Here is a 16,682-nt window from a genome sequence, read left to right on the forward strand (position 1 = left end):
CTTCCGTAGACAATACAAACAACACGGTAAGGCAGGGCAACAACGACAGAAGGATTAGCGGCTCTACATCAAACCAACGCCAGTTGCCGCTGGCCCGAGCTTGCAACCTGTTGCTGCGCAGCCAAGGCCTGCAGTATCTTGCGCACCGGCACCGGCAGCGCGGCGTCGATCGCCTCATCCAGCGCAATCCACTGCAGGCCCGGCTCCCGCGCCTGCAAAGGCAAGGCATCCACGGGCATATGGTTGGCGGTGATGTGCAACTTGAAATGCGTGAATACATGGGTCAGCTGCACAAGCGAAACCGGCGCAGCTCCCTCCACTCCGAATACCTGCCTCCCCCATGCCCGTCCGTCCTGGCCGATCTCCAGTTCAGGCAGGCTCCATAGCCCGCCCCAGATACCGCTATCCGGGCGTTTCTGCAGCAAGACGCGGCCTTCATGCGTCATCACCAGCATCTGCACGGCTTTCTCCGGGATGGTCTTGCGCGGCTTGGAAGCAGGCAGTTCGCCAACGCGCTCCGCCAGCAGCGCGCCGCAATCTTCCTGCAATGGGCAATTGGCGCAACGCGGACGGCTGCGGACGCAAACCGTGGCTCCCAGGTCCATCAAGGCCTGCGCATAAGTGCCCATTTCCGCCTGGGGCTGCATTGCTTCCGCGATCTGCCACAGCTTTTTCTCAACGCTGGGCAGGCCCGGCCAGCCCTCGACCAGGAAATACCGCGCAAATACGCGTTTTACGTTGCCGTCCATGATCGGCTGCGGCAGCCCGAATGCGAACGAAGAGATGGCGGCCGCCGTGGAGCGGCCAATTCCCGGCAAGGCCTGGATGGCATCGAAGTCGCGCGGAAATTCGCCCGCATGCAGGCTCACCACCTGCTGCGCCGCCTTGTGCAGGTTGCGCGCGCGCGAATAATAGCCCAAGCCGCTCCAATGCTGCATGACGTCATCCTGGCTAGCTGCCGCAAGGCTGGCAATGCTTGGGAAACGCCGCATGAACTTCTGGTAGTAGCCGATCACCGCCGCCACTTGCGTCTGTTGCAGCATGATCTCGGATACCCAGATGGCATAAGGGTCGTGAGTATTCTGCCAGGGCAGGTCGTGGCGGCCGTGCTGTTTCTGCCAGGCTATCAGCCTGTCGGAGATGGGAGTGTATTGCGGCAAGGTCATCTCAGCGATGTTCATTTCAACGGCCAAACAGGTTCTGGAGTTTCTGCTTGACCTTGTCTTCGGAGGAGGCAGGCGGGGCATCGCTGCCGGCTTCGTCCTTGCTGTTGTCGCTTTTCTTGTTGAGCAGGGATTTCACCGCTTCTTCACGGTTGCCTTCCAACAGGTTCTTGACCGCCTCGCCCTTGGCGCCGCCGGCGCCTTCCAACAACTTGTTCTTGGCCACGGCAGCAGCCAGTCCGGCAAAGTCGATGGCGTAGGCCGGCTTAGTGAAGGTCCCGGTGAGCTTGACCGGCACGGTGAGGCCGTTGAGCTCCTGCAGGCCGGCCCCGCCCTGGCCCTTGAGGGAGGCGACGACAGTAGGCTTGGCAAGGTAATCCAGGGTTTCGTTGACAATGTCGACGCTGCCGTTGCCCGCGATGCGGAACAAGGGCGCCTTCATGTCGAGGTCGTCGTTGTGCGCCACGCCGTTCTGAATATTGAAGCTGGCGGACATCTCACTGAAATCCGTCTGCTTGCTCTTGTCGCCCGCGACGCTGGTGCTGCCCTTGAGCGCATTGAGCTTGTCCTTGGCTCCGCGCAGCGTCCCGGCGATATCGATGCCCTTGACCGCGCCGTCCTTGAGGTTGAGCGCAGCCTTGCCGTTCAGCCCTTTCTTGAGGGAATTCACGGTATCGCCACTGGTGGTGATGTCCAGGTTCAGGCTGCCTTTGCCGTTGAGCATGTCGTTGTTGATGGCGTCTGTCAGCAAGGGGCCGATCGCGATGCTCTTCATGTCCTGCTTGATGGCGATATTCGGCGTGCTGCGGGCGTCGACCGTCAGGGCGCCGTTCATGGAGCCCTCGTAGAGGTTAGCGGAAAAAGGGGCGAGTTCGGCCACCCCCGAGTCCGCCTTTAGCTTGATGCGCACATTGGTGCTTTTGACGTTGGCCACCTTGAGCGAGCCGATGCGCAGCTCGCCGTCCGCATTCAATTGCCGCAACGCGCTCAGGTCTATGGGGGCGTCTTCCTGCGGCTTGCTGGCCGTGGCTGGCGCCGGTTTCGCAGGCTTCGCTTCGGAATCGGTGATATAGCGGTCCGCATCCAGCTTGTCGATATCGACGTCGAAATGGTAGATCGGCCGCTCGAACCGGCTAATGCCGAACTTGCCGTTGATCGTGGTTTCGTCGAGCCTCACGTTGAACGGGCTGACATTAAGCGCCTTGCCGTCGGCCTTGATGCCGAGCTTGAGCCCGGCCAGGCGGAATTTCTCGTAGACGATGCTGCCGATGTTCACATTGCCCTGCAACAGCAGGTCTTTCAATGCGGAAAGATCTGGCGCGGACGGCTCGGCTGCCGGCTTGCTTGCGGTTTTCTGCGCCGGCTTTGTACTGGCCGCGTTATTGCCCAGCAGTTTGTTCAAGTCCAGTTTGTCGCCGCTGAGGTTGAAGCGGACATCGGGCCTGGCAAAGCCGACCACGACCACGTCGCCCTTAAGTTTGGTGTCCTCGACATCCAGGCTGAAATCGCTGTCTACCTTTTCCTGCTTGACGTCAGCCAGCAGCTTGAAGGCGAACTCGCCCTGGGCAACGCCTTTCGGCAAGGCCTTGTCCTTGATGTCTATCTTGCCTGCCAGCTTGGGCAGCTCGAACACCAAATCTTCCAGGTTGCCCTTGAATGGCGATGAGAACTTGCTTTCCACGCTGCGGTCGGTTTGCTTGAGGCTGAACTCGCCATTGACGCCGCTGCTTTGCAGCTCCCTTGGCGAACCCTTGATGTCCGCCAACACCAGTTGGGCCTTGATGCTGTCGCCTGCTTTTTCCTGGCTGAAGGCCAGTTCGGCCTTGTCGCCAGACACTTCATCCTGACGCACTACCAACTTGGGCGCAGCGAAATCCGCCACCAGCTTGGCATCGGCAAGCTGGCCGGAAAACGCGAGTTTGAGACCGTTCACGAGGAATTCCATGTTTTCAGGGCGCGCATCCACATCGCCTGTCAGGCGGATGTCCGCATCCTGCACATCCGCGATATTGCCCTTGATCACGGCATCCAGCTTTTGCGCGGCAAAATGCTGGTTCTCGACATCGGCCATGAAGTTGCCTTGCAGTTTGACCTTGGCCTCCACCTTGGGCGCGCTGGCGCTCACTTCGAAATCGCTGGCAAGGTCGAATGGCGTGGCAAGCGCAACGCGCCCGGTCTTGAGGTTGAACTGCTTGACGGCATAGGTGCTGTCCGCGGCCTCGTCATGGAAGCTCACGGCGGAATTGCTGACGTTGATGCTGGAAATATCAAAATTGATTTCCTGCGAAGGCTCGTCCTTGTCCTCGCTCAGCAAATCGTCGAAATTGGTGCTGCCGTCCTGGTGGCGCACGATATTGGCACGCGCGCCGTCCACATAGACCGCATCGACCACCAGCTCTTTCCTCAATAACGGGATCAACGCCACGGAAACCTTGAGGCCCTCGACGGCGGCAAACTCCTTGTCGCTGTTGTGCTCTGACAGGGAAATCCTGCCCAGGTCCGCACCCAGCTTGGGCCAGAACGCCAACTTGATGTCGCCTTCGATATTGAGGGTGCGCTGCTTCTTGTCCTGCACCAGTTTCACGATCATGGGTTTGTAATCGTTCGGGTTGAAGGTGGCGGCGAACACCGCCACGATGATGACCAGCACCAGAACGATTCCGCCGAGGCCAAACAAGGAATACTTAAGGATTTTATTCATTAACCTATCCTGTTTCGATTGCGCGCGAAGAGGATGAGTGTATCACTGCCGGCGCCTGACCGGCAGCGATACGGATGCGGGCGATTACCAGTAATAAGCCAGCACGATGATGCCGAGCACGATGCGGTAATAGGCAAACCCCTTGAAATCGTGATTGGCCACGTAACGGATCAAGGTCTTGATCGCCACCAACGCTGCGAGGAAGGCTGTGATGAAACCGACGGCGAACATCGCCAGGTCTTCTGCGACAAACAGTTCGCGATTCTTGTAGACATCATAGACCGTCGCCGCCAGCATCACCGGGATTGCCAGGAAGAAGGAGAACTCGGTTGCCGTCTTGCGGTTGAGGCCGAAGATCATGCCGCCAAGGATGGTGGCGCCGGAACGCGACACGCCGGGCATGATCGCCAGCGATTGCGCGCAACCGACCTTGAGCGCCTGCCATGGCGTAATCTCGTTGAGGTTCGATGCCTTGGCGGCAGGGGCCTTGTCGTGCGAATAGAGATTTTCCACCAACAGGATGGCAAAACCGCCGATGATCAGGGCGCACGCCACGGTAATCGAGGAGAACAGGTGCTCCTTGATGAAGCCGTGCAGCAGCAGGCCTAGGATGGCCGCAGGCAGGAATGCGACGAACAGGTTGAGAATAAAACGCTGCGACGTATTGGTATGCAAGGTGGTCGCCACCGAGGTCAGGCGGCTGCGGTATTCCCAGCATACGGCGAGGATGGCGCCCAGCTGGATGACGATCTCGAACACCTTGCCCTTGTCGTCGTTGAAATCGAGCAAATCGCCGATGATGATGAGATGGCCCGTGCTGCTGATGGGGAGAAATTCGGTGGCCCCCTCGATAACGCCGAGGATAAATGCCTTGAATAGTAATAAGATATCCATGTCCTGCTGTCTTTGTTGTTGATATTGGCGGCATTATCATGCCGCATGCTTGTGACCCTGCGATGAACCGCCCCCCGACGCTTCCGCAGGAACCGCTATTCCTTAAGCAAGGAAAATGCCCGTGCCATCAGTTCCGCCTGGCTGCTCGGCAGCTTGCCGTCCGGGCTGAGCTTGTCGATCGCCTGCGGCAGGTATTCCGCCAGCTTGCGGCCGAAATCGTCGACAGGCAGGGAAAACTGCGCCGCCATCGATTGGATCAACTCTTTTCCGAAAACCTGCAATACCTGTTGCAGGTTCAATGGCAGGTTGCCGCCGGAGCCCAGCCATGACTCGACCTCGGCGCCCATGCCATTGGCCCGCAGCTTGTCGAGCACGCCTTGCGGCCCGCCGGACTTGTTCATGAGCTCCAGCCCGGCCTGCACCATCGGGTTGCCGCTGCCACCAGCGAGCTTGCCCATCACCGAACCTGCAATACTGTCAAACAATCCCATTTATGTTCCTCAATAAGGCAAGCTGCCTAGAAGCGCTCGCCAGGCCGCAAATAGCGCCAAGTCCCCACAGGCAGCTTGCCCAGGGCCACGCTGCCGATACGCACGCGCTTGAGTCCGACCACGGTGAGCCCGACCAGTTCGCACATGCGGCGAATCTGGCGCTTGCGCCCCTCGCGCAGCACGAAGCGCAACTGGTCCTCGTTCTGCCATGACACCTTGGCTGGCTTGAGCTTGACCCCATCCAGGCTTAGGCCGTGATTGAGCTTTTTCAGCCCTTCCTCGCTGAGCGTCCCGGTGACGCGCACCAGGTATTCCTTCTCGATCGTCGAATCCTCGCCGATCAATTGGCGCGCCACGCGGCCGTCCTGGGTCAGCACCAGCAAGCCGGTGGAATCGATGTCCAGGCGCCCGGCAGGCGCCAAGCCGCGTAAATGACCGCGCTTGAATATCGTCTGGGTCGGGTCTTCCTCCCACTGGTTGTCCGGATGCACCAACACCACCGCAGGCTCATAGCCGTCCTCCGCCTGCCCGGAGACATAGCCCACGGGCTTGTGCAGCAGGATGGTGACAATCTCCGACTGGTGTTTCTGCGCTTCCTTGCTGACCTTGATCTCGGCATCGGGCGATACGCGCGTGCCCAGCACGTCCACCACCTCGCCATTCACCGTCACCCAGCCGTTGGCAATGAATTCATCCGCCTCGCGGCGCGAGCACAGGCCGAGCTCGGCCATACGCTTTGAAAGCCTGGGCAATTCAGGCTGGCTGGGAAGCGGCTTGGGCGAAAACTTGGGATTGGTCTTCCGGTCCTGGTTGAACTCGCCAGGCTCGAATCCGTCACGTTGCTTGCCGCCGCGGCGCGGTGTGTCTCGGTCAGAAAACTGGCGAGGATTATCGTCTTTCTTGCCGTAAGGCTTCCTGGCGGATGCTGGCCGCTGCGCTGCTGGTTTTGTCGCAGATGGGGATTTACCAGTGGCATTACTCCTGCCAGTACGACCAGGCCCTGCTGCTTCTCGTCGAGTCGCGGAAACAGGTTTTGCTGGCTCTTTTTTTACCGGTTCTTTCGCTTCTGCAACGGCTGCCGGCGAAGCCTTCGCCACATATTCCGGCGCCGACGTACGCGAACGCTTGGCGGGGTCGGCCCTGCGTACCGGCGGCTTGCCAGGATTCTTCGGCGAAGTTGCTGCACCGGGTTTCAATTTAAGCGTGGTCATGGCGTGATTTTAGCATAGCAGGCTATCGCAATCAGGACTGACGCGCCAATGCATTGGAACGCCTGGGAAACTTATGTATTATAACCAAAGTTATAACATTCATGAGGCAATCGCCATGTCCACACTCAAACTGAGGCAAATCGGCAATTCGCTGGGCGTGATCCTGCCAAAGGAACTGCTTGGCAAGTTTAAGCTGGAAAAAGGCGATGAGTTATTCGTCACTGAAACGCCCGATGGCTTCAGCATTACCCCACACAATGAAGAGTTCGAGCAGCAAATGGAACTTGCACGCAAGATCATGAAGGAAAACCGCGCCGTCCTGCGTGAACTGGCAAAATGAACCAGCATGACTGGGTATGGATCCCCTTGCCTATCATCCTTGCCGTGCATGACGAGCAATTGGCTGAACATGGCGGATTAAGGGGTATCCGCGATCAGGGCCTGCTGGAATCTGCCTTGGCTCGTCCCGAACACCTTGCTGCCTATGACAACCCGGATTTCGCCGATCTTGCAGCGGCCTACGGTTATGACATTGCACGTAATCATCCTTTTGCTGATGGCAATAAGCGTACGGCCTTTGTAGCGACATTACTATTCTTGCGTTTGAACGGTTTTGATCTCACGGCAACCGATGCAGACAAGGTATTCGTCATGCTGGATGTCGCTGCTGGCAATCTCAGTGAAAATGCATTTGCAGACTGGTTACGTCTTCACAGCACTTCGCTGGCATAAAAGCGGCCAGTTAAACTGGCCGTTGTCTCATGCATGGCAATTTAAGCCTGCCTGTGCCATCAAATCTTCTGGTAAACCTCGCTACCGCGCTTGACGAACTCAATCGCCTTTTCCTGCATGCCCTTGCTCAGCGCCGCCTGTTCGTCCACGCCCAGCTTGTCGGCGTATTCGCGTACGTCCTGGGTGATCTTCATTGAGCAGAAGTGGGGGCCGCACATGGAGCAGAAATGCGCCTGCTTCGCGCCTTCCTGCGGCAGGGTCTCGTCGTGGAATTCCTTGGCTTTCTCGGGATCGAGGCCGAGGTTGAACTGGTCCTCCCAACGGAACTCGAAACGCGCCTTGGACAGGGCGTTGTCGCGAATCTGCGCGCCGGGGTGGCCTTTGGCCAGGTCGGCGGCGTGCGCGGCAATCTTGTAGGTGACGATGCCGACGCGCACGTCTTCCTTATCCGGCAGGCCCAGGTGCTCCTTCGGCGTGACGTAGCACAGCATCGCGCAACCGTACCAGCCGATCATCGCGGCGCCGATGCCGGAGGTGATGTGGTCGTAGCCGGGTGCGATATCGGTGGTCAAAGGTCCCAGAGTATAGAACGGGGCCTCGCCGCAATGCTCCAGCTGTAAGTCCATGTTTTCCTTGATCATGTGCATGGGTACGTGGCCAGGGCCTTCGATCATGGTCTGCACGTCATGCTTCCAGGCGATCCGGGTCAATTCACCCAAGGTTCTCAGCTCAGCAAACTGGGCTTCGTCATTGGCATCGTAGATCGAGCCGGGACGCAGGCCGTCGCCGAGCGAGAAGCTGACATCGTAGGCCTTCATGATGTCGCAAATTTCCTCGAAATGCTCGTAGAGGAAAGACTCCTTATGGTGCGCCAGGCACCACTTCGCCATGATGGAGCCGCCGCGCGAGACGATGCCGGTCATGCGCCTGGCGGTCATCGGAATGTACTGCAAACGCACGCCGGCATGGATGGTGAAATAATCCACGCCCTGCTCCGCCTGCTCGATCAAGGTATCGCGAAAGATTTCCCAAGTCAGGTCTTCGGCCTTGCCGTTGACCTTTTCCAGCGCCTGGTAGATAGGCACGGTGCCGATCGGCACGGGCGAATTGCGGATGATCCACTCGCGCGTTTCGTGGATGTTCTTGCCGGTGGACAGGTCCATCACGGTATCGCCGCCCCAGCGGGTGCCCCAGACCATCTTCTCGACTTCTTCGCCTATGCTTGAGCTGACGGCGGAATTGCCGATATTGGCATTGATCTTCACGAGGAAATTGCGGCCGATGATCATCGGCTCGATTTCGGGGTGGTTGATATTGGCAGGAATGATTGCCCGGCCGCGCGCCACTTCGTCCCGGACGAACTCAGGCGTGATGATTTCAGGAATGGAAGCGCCGAAATGCTGCCCGGCATGCTGGGTCTGCAACAGTTCGCTCATGCCTTCGCGGCGCTGGTTCTCGCGGATGGCGATGAACTCCATCTCCGGAGTAATGATGCCTTGGCGCGCATAGTGCATCTGCGTCACGTTCCTGCCTGCCTTGGCACGCAACGGTTTGCGATGCAGGTTGAAGTGCATGTCGGCCAGCTTGGGATCGTGCAGCCGTTCCAGGCCATAGCTGGAAGTCGGCCCGTCCAGTTGCTCGGTATCGCCGCGCTCGGCAATCCAGCCAGCGCGCAGGGCCGGCAAACCGTTGCGGATGTCGATCTGCACATCCGGGTCAGTGTAAGGACCGGAAGTGTCGTAGACAATCACCGGCGGGTTCTTCTCGGCGCCGAATGCCGATGGCGTATCGGACAGGCTGATCTCGCGGAAAGGAACGCGGATGTCGGGGCGCGAGCCTTCGATATAGATCTTGCGGGAATTGGTAAAAGGCTGCGTTGCGCCCGGATCGACCTGGGCGGTGGCATTGAGGAAGTTCTGCTGCAGGTTTTTGTCGGTGGCGTTCATTCAAGTCTCCAAAATGCGGGAAGCGTTTTTGGAGTACCGACAGGGGAATAAAAAAATAGAAGCCACCCCATCAAACCAAACTGCGCTTCCCTACGGTGGGATAATCCACATCAGGTTCAAAGGGTAATTCTCACTGCCATTGCATGCCTCAGCGTGCAACGGCAGACCCCTAGCGATGGAAGGAATGTACGTTAAAACCCTGATTCGATCAAGATTATTGTGGACGATGCACAGTTGATGCAGAGCATCATGTGCCTAAAGCTGGCAGGTCACGCGATCCAGCTTGAAACTCTGCCGTCTGGCGCTATAATCGGCAAACCGATAGCCATGCGATGGATAAGGACAATTGCGATGCACCATGATGTAGAACAAGCCCGCTTCAACATGATAGAGCAGCAGATCCGCCCCTGGGAGGTGCTTGACGGCACCGTGCTCGACCTTCTGGGCCGCGTGCCGCGCGAAGCGTTTGTCCCCGAGCAATATCGCGGCCTGGCGTTTGCCGATATCGAAATCCCCATCGGCTTCGGCCAGACCATGCTTTCCCCCAAGATGGAAGGCCGCATCCTGCAGTCGCTGGAAATCAAGCCGACCGATAAAGTCCTGGAAATCGGCACCGGCAGCGGCTACTTCACCGCCTTGCTCGCCTCCCTTGCACAAGAGGTGCATAGCGTCGAGATCAACGCCGAGCTCAGCCACCAGGCGCATGCGAGGCTGCTCCAACAGCAAATCAGCAACGTGACGCTACATATAGGCGACGGCGCGCGCGGATGGCCGGACAACGGCCCTTATGACGTGATCGTATTCACCGGCTCGCTGGCGCTGCCGTCGCTGGCAACCAAGCAGCTGCATATCGGCGGCAGGCTGTTTGCCGTCATCGGCGAACCGCCGGTGATGGAGGCCACCATCGTGCGGCGCATCAGCGAAGACGGATTACGGCAGGACGTAATTTTCGAGACCACGCTCCCGCAGCTCGAAAACGCCCCCCAGCCGGAAAAATTCAGTTTCTAGCCATGTTCTAAACGGGAGCTAAGCTCCCGTTTTTCGTTGTACTGCCAGGAATTATCCTTCCGCCTGCGTCGGCATCAATCCAAGCAAAACCAGCTTTTTTTATTTCTAATTTCCTTTCACTCAAACTATAAATTGACACCGTTAAGTTAACATCGTTTAATAATCACCCTCGATGATGTCAATGTTCCAGCGCATGCCTCCCAGAGTCAAAACCATAGAAGAACGCCAGCAACTGCAGAAGCTGATCCTCGATGCCGCGCGCGACCTGTTTGTACAGCACGGCGTGGAGGCAGTCTCCATGCGCGAGATCGCCAAACGGGTCGGCTATTCGCCAACCACGATATACTTGTATTTCAAGGACAAGAACGACCTGCTGCAAACTTTGTGCGACCACGACTCCCTGATATTGGCGAACGACCTGCGCAATATCAACGCAGACGCCGTGCCCGACGCAGTAGAGCAATTGAAGGTACTCTGCAGCGCCTATTCCCGTTTCGCATTGGCCTATCCCAATCATTACCGCTTCATGTTCATGACGCCCAAGCCGAGCAACAGCAAGGAAAAATCCAAGTTGCGCCAAGGCAATATCGAGCAGGACGCTTATGCCTACCTGCGCTCCATGGTGCAGCAGGCGTTTGAACAGCAGGCATTCCGTGGCGACCTGGTCAACATGGACTTGATCGCCCAGACATTATGGGCCGGCATCCATGGAGTATGCGCCCTGGAAATCGGCATGGCGGGAGACGACTGGGTGAACTGGCAGCCAATAGGCCAGCGCGTTTCCCTCATGCAAAACGCCATGATTCAAGGCCTCACAAGGCCCCACACCCAGCACTAGGTATCGATATGCCTCTACCATTTTCCCGAACACTGCTTAACCCATGGCTGATGACGCTCGCCATCCCGGCATTGGTCGCTTGCCAGAAGCCGGCATCTGAAACGCCGCCGCCGAGGCCCGCCCTCGTCATGCGGCTCGATACCGCGCAGCATAGCGACCATGGCCAGTGGCTGACCGGCGAAGTGCGTCCTCGCTATGAGTCGGCTCAAGGCTTCCGCATCGCGGGCAAGATCGTCCAGCGACACGTGGAAGTCGGCGACCGAGTGAAGAAAGGCCAAGTGCTTGCGAGGCTGGATGCGGAGGACAACAGGCTGTCGCTGGCATCCGCCCAGGCCGCATTGCATTCCGCAGAGGCGCAGCTGGCACTGGCCGAGGCCGACAGCAAACGCCAGCGGCAGCTGTTCGAGCAACGCTTCATTTCCGCAGCAGCGCTGGATTCGGTGGAAACGCGCCTGAAATCGAGCCGGGCCCAGGTGCAGCAGGCGCAAGCCCAGGTGAAAGTTGCAAGCAACCAGGCTCAATACACCACGCTGGCAGCAGAGAGAGACGGTATCGTTACCGCGATCGACGCGGAGCCTGGACAGGTAGTGAATGCCGGACAGGTGGTTGCCAGGGTGGCGGTGCCTAGTGAACTGGAAATACAGATCGCCGTCCCGGAATCCCGCATGCAAAACATCAAGGCAGGAGAAAGCGCTGTCGTCCGCCTCTGGTCGAACCGCGACCAGGTCTACAAGGGACGCATCAGGGAAATCGCCCCCGCCGCCGACCCTGCGACCCGTACCTTCAAGACCCAGGTATCGTTGCTGGATGCCGATGAGAAGGTGCAAATCGGCATGACGGCAGGCGCACGGCTGGGAAGCGAGCGACACGAATTCGTGCTGCCCAGCACCGCCGTGTCGGAACAACATGGCCAGGCGCAGGTTTGGGTAGTAGAGGCGGACAATCAAGTGCATTCGCGGGCGGTCGGCATAGGCAGCTATAACGAACAGGGAGTCAGCATCGTTTCCGGGCTCAAGGGCGATGAAACCCTCGTCGTCACGGGTGTGCATACCCTCAACGAAGGGCAAGTGGTCACTCCGGTCAAAACCGAGGTCAACCAATGAACGGCCAGCGCCAGCCCTTCAACCTCTCGAGCTGGGCGCTGGAGCATCGCAACCTGGTGCTTTACTTCATGCTGGTGCTGACCCTGGCCGGCATGCTGGCCTATACCAAGCTCGGGCAGTCGGAAGACCCGCCCTTCACCTTCAAGGTGATGGTGGTGCGCACGATGTGGCCAGGCGCCAGCACCCACGAAGTGGAGCAGCAGGTCACCGACAAACTCGAAAAGAAGCTGCAGGAGCTGCCCTACCTCGATATCCTGCGCAGTTACTCACGCCCTGGGGAATCCCTGATTTTCATCCTGGCCAAGGACTCCACGCCGCCATCCGCCGTGCCGGATGTCTGGTACCAGGCGAGGAAAAAGATCGGCGATATCCGCAATACGTTGCCGGACGGCATTCAAGGCCCGTTCTTCAATGACGAGTTCGGCGACGTCTACGGCAACCTCTACGCCCTGCACGGGGAAGGCTACGACTATGCCAGGCTGAAGGAACAGGCCGAATCCATCCGCGGCGAGTTGCTCAAGATCAAGGATGTCGCCAAGGTGGAGTTTTTCGGCGAGCAACCGCAGCGCATCTATGTCGAGCTGGCCAATGCCAAGCTGGCGACGCTGGGCATCAGCACCAGCACCCTGCTGGAAACGCTGCAGCAACAGAACCAGGTCAATAGCGCCGGGGCTTACGACAGCGGGCCGGAGCATATCCGGCTTGCGGTGAGCGGTCGATTCGACCGGCTGGACAACCTGCGCGAGTTGAAACTGCGCGCCAACGGCAACGAGTTCCGCCTTGGCGACATCGCCAAGGTCTACAGGGGATTCGAAGACCCGCCTACTGCGCGCGTGCGCTACATGGGCAAGGAAACCCTGCTGCTCGGCGTCGCCATGAACCATGGCGGCGACATCATCCAGCTCGGCCATTCGCTGGATCACGCCGTCGCGCGCATCGACGCCCAGCTCCCTGTGGGCCTCAGCCTGGATACCGTCTCGTCGCAGCCCCGGGCCGTCGTCCACTCCGTCGATGACTTCGTCCGCTCGCTGGTCGAGGCGCTGGTCATCGTACTCGGAGTCAGCCTGCTGTCGCTGGGGTTGCGCACCGGGATCGTGGTCGCCATCGTGATTCCGGTCGTCCTTGCCATCACTTTTCTGCTGATGGAGATATTCGGCGTGGGCCTGCACAAGATTTCACTGGGCGCATTGATCCTCGCCCTGGGGCTGCTGGTGGACGATGCCATTATCGCGGTGGAAATGATGTCGTCAAAAATGGAGCAGGGCTGGGAACGCATGAAGGCCGCTTCTTTCGCCTTCACTTCCACCGCCATCCCCATGCTCACCGGCACGCTGGTCACCGTGGCCGGCTTCCTGCCGATCGCCACAGCCGCGTCTTCCACGGGCGAATACACGCGCTCCATCTTCCAGGTGTCGGCAATCGCCTTGCTGGCCTCCTGGGTGGCCGCAGTGATCTTCGTCCCCTATCTCGGCTACTACCTGCTACCCGACTACAGGCAGCAGGCGGCCAAGCCACCGTCCCGCATGGCGTACTGGCTGCAACGCATCGCCCCGAGAATCAGCCGACGCCTCGCTGAGCGCAGGCAGCGCCACTTGCAGCACATGGCCGCGGGCGGGCACGCCGATATCTACGATTCTCGCTTCTACCGGCGCCTGCGCAGCCTCATCACCCAATGCGTGCGCCACCGATGGATGGTCATCATTGTCACGGTGTTGCTCTTCATTGCCTCGGTCGCGGGCTTCGGGCTGGTGCAACAGCAGTTCTTCCCGGATTCCACCAGGCCCGAGCTGATCGTCGACCTGCGCCTGGCGGAAGGCTCATCCTACGCCGCCACCGATGCCGAGGTGAAAAAGCTGGAACAATGGCTGCAAGGACAATCCGGCATAGAGAATTACGTGGCCTATATCGGCAGCGGCAGCCCGCGCTTCTATTTGCCGCTCGACCAGCAATTGTCGCAGCGCAGCTTCGCCCAGTTCGTCATCCTGACGGAAGGCAATGCCGAGCGCGAGGCGCTACGCGGCAAGCTGCTGCATTTGTTCGACACCGACTTTCCCGCGCTCCGGGCTTCGGTATTGCGCCTGGAGAACGGGCCGCCGGTCGGCTTCCCCGTGCAGTTCCGCGTATCCGGCCCCGACGTGGATAAAATCCGCGACATCAGCCACCAGGTGGCCGACATCATGCGCCGCAACCCCAACCTCAGCAATGTGCAGCTGGATTGGGAAGAGCCCAGCAAGGTGATGAAGATAGAAGTCGACCAATCCAAGGCCAGGCTGCTCGGCGTCAGCTCCACCGATATTGCCAACCTGCTCAATGCCGCCATGCGCGGGCTTTACGTCACCGAATTCCGCGAAGGCATCGAGCGCATAGACCTGGTGCTGCGCGGCGACACGCTGGAACGCACCCATCTTTCGCACCTGCCGGAACTGATGGTGCCCACCAGCGCCGGCACCAGCGTGCCATTGTCGCAACTGGCGACTCTCACCCCGGGTTTCGAGGATGCCGTGATCTGGCGCCGCAACCGCACGCCCACCATCACGGTACGCGCCAACCTGATCGGCGACCTGCAGGCGCCGGTGGTCTCCGGCCAGGTTGAAAAACAACTGGTCGAGCTACGCGGGCACTTGCCGCTGGGCTACAGCCTGGAAACGGGCGGAGCAGTGGAAGAGTCGGCAAAGGGCGGCCAATCCGTGGCGGCGGGCGTGCCGCTGTTCATCTTTGCCGTGCTGACCATCCTCATGCTGCAACTGCAAAGCCTCTCCCGCACTTTCCTCGTGGTATTGACCGCGCCGCTCGGGCTGATCGGCGTCACCATCGCCCTGCTCATCTTCAACAAGCCTTTCGGCTTCGTCGCGATGCTGGGCACCATCGCCCTATCGGGCATGATCATGCGCAACTCGGTGATCCTGGTGGACCAGATCGAGCAGGACAAACGCGCAGGCAAGCCCGAATGGGAAGCCATCGTCGAATCCGCCGTGCGCCGCTTCCGGCCCATCATGCTCACCGCCGCGGCGGCGATCCTGGCGATGATACCGCTCACGCGCAATACCTTCTTCGGCCCGATGGCGGTCGCGATCATGGGCGGGTTGACCGTCGCCACCGTGTTGACGATATTGTCGCTGCCGGCACTGTATGCCGCCTGGTATCGGGTTAGAATGCCGGACGACCAACCCTGACAAGGTATTAACAGATATTTCAGAGATGACTGCCATGAGAGTTGCCCACATTCCATTATTCTTCATTGCCGTAGCCGGCCTGGCTTCGTTCCAGGCACAAGCCGCCGCCAATGGGCAGAACCTGCTCGACATCTACGAAATCGCCTTGACCAACGACCCGACGCTGGCCGCCGCACGCAGCGGCAACCTGGCGGCGCAGGAAAAAATCGAGCAGGGCAAGGCGCTGTACCGCCCCACCGTCAACTTCACGACGGATGCCAGCCATTCCGAGACCGACATCCGCTATCTTGGGCAGAACGCCATTTTCCGCAATGCGGGCCGGGAGTCCTTCGACACCTTCGGCTTCGGCGTCAACTTCAGCCAGCCCATCCTGCGCAAGGAAAACTGGGTGCAGATGAAGCAGGCGGAAACCCAGGTGTCGCAAGCGGACAAGCAATTGATCCAATCGCAGCAGGAGTTGATGCTGCGCAGCGCCCAGGCCTATTTCGACGTACTCATGGCGCAGGACCAGATCGACCTCATCAACAGCCAGAAAGCGGCGATTGCCGAGCAGCTGGAACAGGCCAAGGCCAATTTCGAGGTGGGCACGGCCACCATCACCGACGTGAATGAGGCCCAGGCGAGGTTCGACCTGCTCAAGGCCCAGGAAATCGCTGTGCTCAACGATTACGAGGTGCGCAAGCGCGCGGTGCAGGCCATCACTGGACGCTTGCCCGAGCGCCTTGCCACGGTGCGCCAGGACCTGAAAACCCGTTCGCCCCAGCCGCTGGACATGGAGCAATGGGTCAACCTTGCCGTACAGAACAACCTGGCGCTAAGCATCCAGCAGGAAGCGCTGCGGCTCGCCACGCAAGAAGTCGAGCGCATGAGCGCAGGGCACTGGCCCACGCTGGACATGGTGGGCAGTTATGCCGACACCCGCGCGAGCGGTAGCCCCAACGGCTTCGGCAGCGATCTGCAGAACGCCACCATCGGCCTCAGGCTGAACATCCCGCTGTACCAAGGCGGTGCTATCAGCTCCCGCGTGCGCGAAGCCGTCGCCAACCAGCAAAGGGCCCAGGACGAAGTCGAGGCGGCACGCAGGAAATCCGAACTGGATACGCGCCAGGCCTACCTGAACCTCACCGGCAGCGTGGCGCAGGTCCAGGCCTATGAACAGGCGCTCAGTTCCAGCCAGAGCCAGCTCGATTCCACCAACCTGGGCTACGAGGTCGGGGTGCGCAATAGCGTGGATGTGCTCAATGCCCAGCAGCAATTGTTCACCGCCAAGCGCGACCTGCTTCAATCGCGCTACAACTACCTGATGAATGTGCTCCGCCTGAGATATGCCGTCGGCCTCCTGAATGAGGCCGACTTGAGCGAAGTCAACGAGCGCCTGGTCCTGACCAGCCAATTGTCGGACTGAGCGACGATAGAGCCGGG

General features: G+C 59.6%; 13 protein-coding genes and 1 riboswitch. Of the genes, 7 read left to right on the forward strand and 6 right to left on the reverse strand.

Annotation, left to right across the window (positions count from 1 at the left end):
- Positions 1-68: 68 nt before the first annotated feature.
- From mutY to ACWXTG_RS09780, 5 genes are all read right to left on the reverse strand, one after another.
- A complete protein-coding gene (mutY, locus tag ACWXTG_RS09760) occupies positions 69-1,181 on the reverse strand; it encodes an A/G-specific adenine glycosylase (protein WP_480219749.1) in 1,113 nt (370 codons plus the stop codon).
- Position 1,182: 1 nt separating this feature from the next.
- Positions 1,183-3,864, reverse strand: a complete 2,682-nt coding sequence (locus ACWXTG_RS09765) for an AsmA family protein (RefSeq protein WP_480219750.1) — start codon at positions 3,862-3,864, stop codon at positions 1,183-1,185.
- 84 nt (positions 3,865-3,948) lie between these two features.
- Positions 3,949-4,758: an undecaprenyl-diphosphate phosphatase gene (locus ACWXTG_RS09770; protein WP_480219751.1), complete on the reverse strand. Its 810-nt coding sequence runs from the start codon at positions 4,756-4,758 to the stop codon at positions 3,949-3,951.
- A 95-nt stretch (positions 4,759-4,853) separates the two neighbouring features.
- On the reverse strand, positions 4,854-5,249 hold the full coding sequence (locus ACWXTG_RS09775; RefSeq protein WP_480219752.1) for a YidB family protein: 396 nt from the start codon (positions 5,247-5,249) through the stop codon (positions 4,854-4,856).
- Positions 5,250-5,275: 26 nt separating this feature from the next.
- A complete protein-coding gene (locus tag ACWXTG_RS09780) occupies positions 5,276-6,460 on the reverse strand; it encodes a pseudouridine synthase (RefSeq protein ID WP_480219753.1) in 1,185 nt (394 codons plus the stop codon).
- Positions 6,461-6,575: 115 nt separating this feature from the next.
- Here ACWXTG_RS09780 and ACWXTG_RS09785 point away from each other — a divergent pair, with 115 nt between their 5' ends.
- Both ACWXTG_RS09785 and ACWXTG_RS09790 read left to right on the forward strand, forming a co-directional pair.
- Entirely contained in the window at positions 6,576-6,800 is a 225-nt protein-coding gene (locus ACWXTG_RS09785) for an AbrB/MazE/SpoVT family DNA-binding domain-containing protein (RefSeq protein WP_480219754.1), read from the forward strand.
- The gene (locus ACWXTG_RS09790) at positions 6,797-7,192 is read left to right on the forward strand and encodes a type II toxin-antitoxin system death-on-curing family toxin (RefSeq protein ID WP_480219755.1); all 396 of its coding nucleotides are present in this window, start codon (positions 6,797-6,799) and stop codon (positions 7,190-7,192) included. The genes ACWXTG_RS09785 and ACWXTG_RS09790 overlap by 4 nt, the downstream gene beginning before the upstream one ends.
- A 59-nt stretch (positions 7,193-7,251) precedes the next feature.
- Here the strand turns inward: ACWXTG_RS09790 and thiC are convergent, their stop codons facing one another.
- The gene (gene thiC, locus ACWXTG_RS09795) at positions 7,252-9,138 is read right to left on the reverse strand and encodes a phosphomethylpyrimidine synthase ThiC (protein WP_480219756.1); all 1,887 of its coding nucleotides are present in this window, start codon (positions 9,136-9,138) and stop codon (positions 7,252-7,254) included.
- A 70-nt stretch (positions 9,139-9,208) separates the two neighbouring features.
- A riboswitch (TPP riboswitch) is annotated at positions 9,209-9,319 on the reverse strand.
- Between the two features lie 170 nt (positions 9,320-9,489).
- Between thiC and ACWXTG_RS09800 the strand changes: the two genes are divergently transcribed.
- From ACWXTG_RS09800 to ACWXTG_RS09820, 5 genes are all read left to right on the forward strand, one after another.
- The gene (locus ACWXTG_RS09800; RefSeq protein WP_480219757.1) at positions 9,490-10,146 is read left to right on the forward strand and encodes a protein-L-isoaspartate O-methyltransferase family protein; all 657 of its coding nucleotides are present in this window, start codon (positions 9,490-9,492) and stop codon (positions 10,144-10,146) included.
- A 193-nt stretch (positions 10,147-10,339) separates the two neighbouring features.
- Positions 10,340-10,984 (forward strand): TetR/AcrR family transcriptional regulator, encoded by a 645-nt coding sequence (locus ACWXTG_RS09805; protein ID WP_480219758.1) that lies wholly within the window; start codon positions 10,340-10,342, stop codon positions 10,982-10,984.
- Positions 10,985-10,992: 8 nt separating this feature from the next.
- Positions 10,993-12,087, forward strand: a complete 1,095-nt coding sequence (locus tag ACWXTG_RS09810; protein ID WP_480219759.1) for an efflux RND transporter periplasmic adaptor subunit — start codon at positions 10,993-10,995, stop codon at positions 12,085-12,087.
- Positions 12,084-15,260 carry an efflux RND transporter permease subunit gene (locus tag ACWXTG_RS09815; RefSeq protein ID WP_480219760.1) on the forward strand — a complete coding sequence of 1,059 codons (3,177 nt, stop codon included), beginning with the start codon at positions 12,084-12,086 and terminating at the stop codon, positions 15,258-15,260. The genes ACWXTG_RS09810 and ACWXTG_RS09815 overlap by 4 nt, the downstream gene beginning before the upstream one ends.
- Positions 15,261-15,285: 25 nt before the next feature.
- Positions 15,286-16,665: a TolC family outer membrane protein gene (locus tag ACWXTG_RS09820; protein WP_480219761.1), complete on the forward strand. Its 1,380-nt coding sequence runs from the start codon at positions 15,286-15,288 to the stop codon at positions 16,663-16,665.
- Positions 16,666-16,682 lie beyond the last annotated feature (17 nt).

Source organism: Methylobacillus sp. DLP286 (assembly GCF_056636515.1).

Excerpts from the sequence above, each read along its gene's own strand:
- mutY (WP_480219749.1), bottom strand. The coding sequence starts at position 1,181 with ATGAACATCGCTGAGATGACCTTGCCGCAATACACTCCCATCTCCGAC.
- ACWXTG_RS09805 (WP_480219758.1), top strand. The coding sequence starts at position 10,340 with ATGCCTCCCAGAGTCAAAACCATAGAAGAACGCCAGCAACTGCAGAAG.
- ACWXTG_RS09775 (WP_480219752.1), bottom strand. The coding sequence starts at position 5,249 with ATGGGATTGTTTGACAGTATTGCAGGTTCGGTGATGGGCAAGCTCGCT.
- ACWXTG_RS09790 (WP_480219755.1), top strand. The coding sequence starts at position 6,797 with ATGAACCAGCATGACTGGGTATGGATCCCCTTGCCTATCATCCTTGCC.
- ACWXTG_RS09815 (WP_480219760.1), top strand. The coding sequence starts at position 12,084 with ATGAACGGCCAGCGCCAGCCCTTCAACCTCTCGAGCTGGGCGCTGGAG.
- ACWXTG_RS09770 (WP_480219751.1), bottom strand. The coding sequence starts at position 4,758 with ATGGATATCTTATTACTATTCAAGGCATTTATCCTCGGCGTTATCGAG.
- ACWXTG_RS09765 (WP_480219750.1), bottom strand. The coding sequence starts at position 3,864 with ATGAATAAAATCCTTAAGTATTCCTTGTTTGGCCTCGGCGGAATCGTT.
- ACWXTG_RS09785 (WP_480219754.1), top strand. The coding sequence starts at position 6,576 with ATGTCCACACTCAAACTGAGGCAAATCGGCAATTCGCTGGGCGTGATC.
- thiC (WP_480219756.1), bottom strand. The coding sequence starts at position 9,138 with ATGAACGCCACCGACAAAAACCTGCAGCAGAACTTCCTCAATGCCACC.
- ACWXTG_RS09780 (WP_480219753.1), bottom strand. The coding sequence starts at position 6,460 with ATGACCACGCTTAAATTGAAACCCGGTGCAGCAACTTCGCCGAAGAAT.
- ACWXTG_RS09810 (WP_480219759.1), top strand. The coding sequence starts at position 10,993 with ATGCCTCTACCATTTTCCCGAACACTGCTTAACCCATGGCTGATGACG.
- ACWXTG_RS09820 (WP_480219761.1), top strand. The coding sequence starts at position 15,286 with ATGACTGCCATGAGAGTTGCCCACATTCCATTATTCTTCATTGCCGTA.
- ACWXTG_RS09800 (WP_480219757.1), top strand. The coding sequence starts at position 9,490 with ATGCACCATGATGTAGAACAAGCCCGCTTCAACATGATAGAGCAGCAG.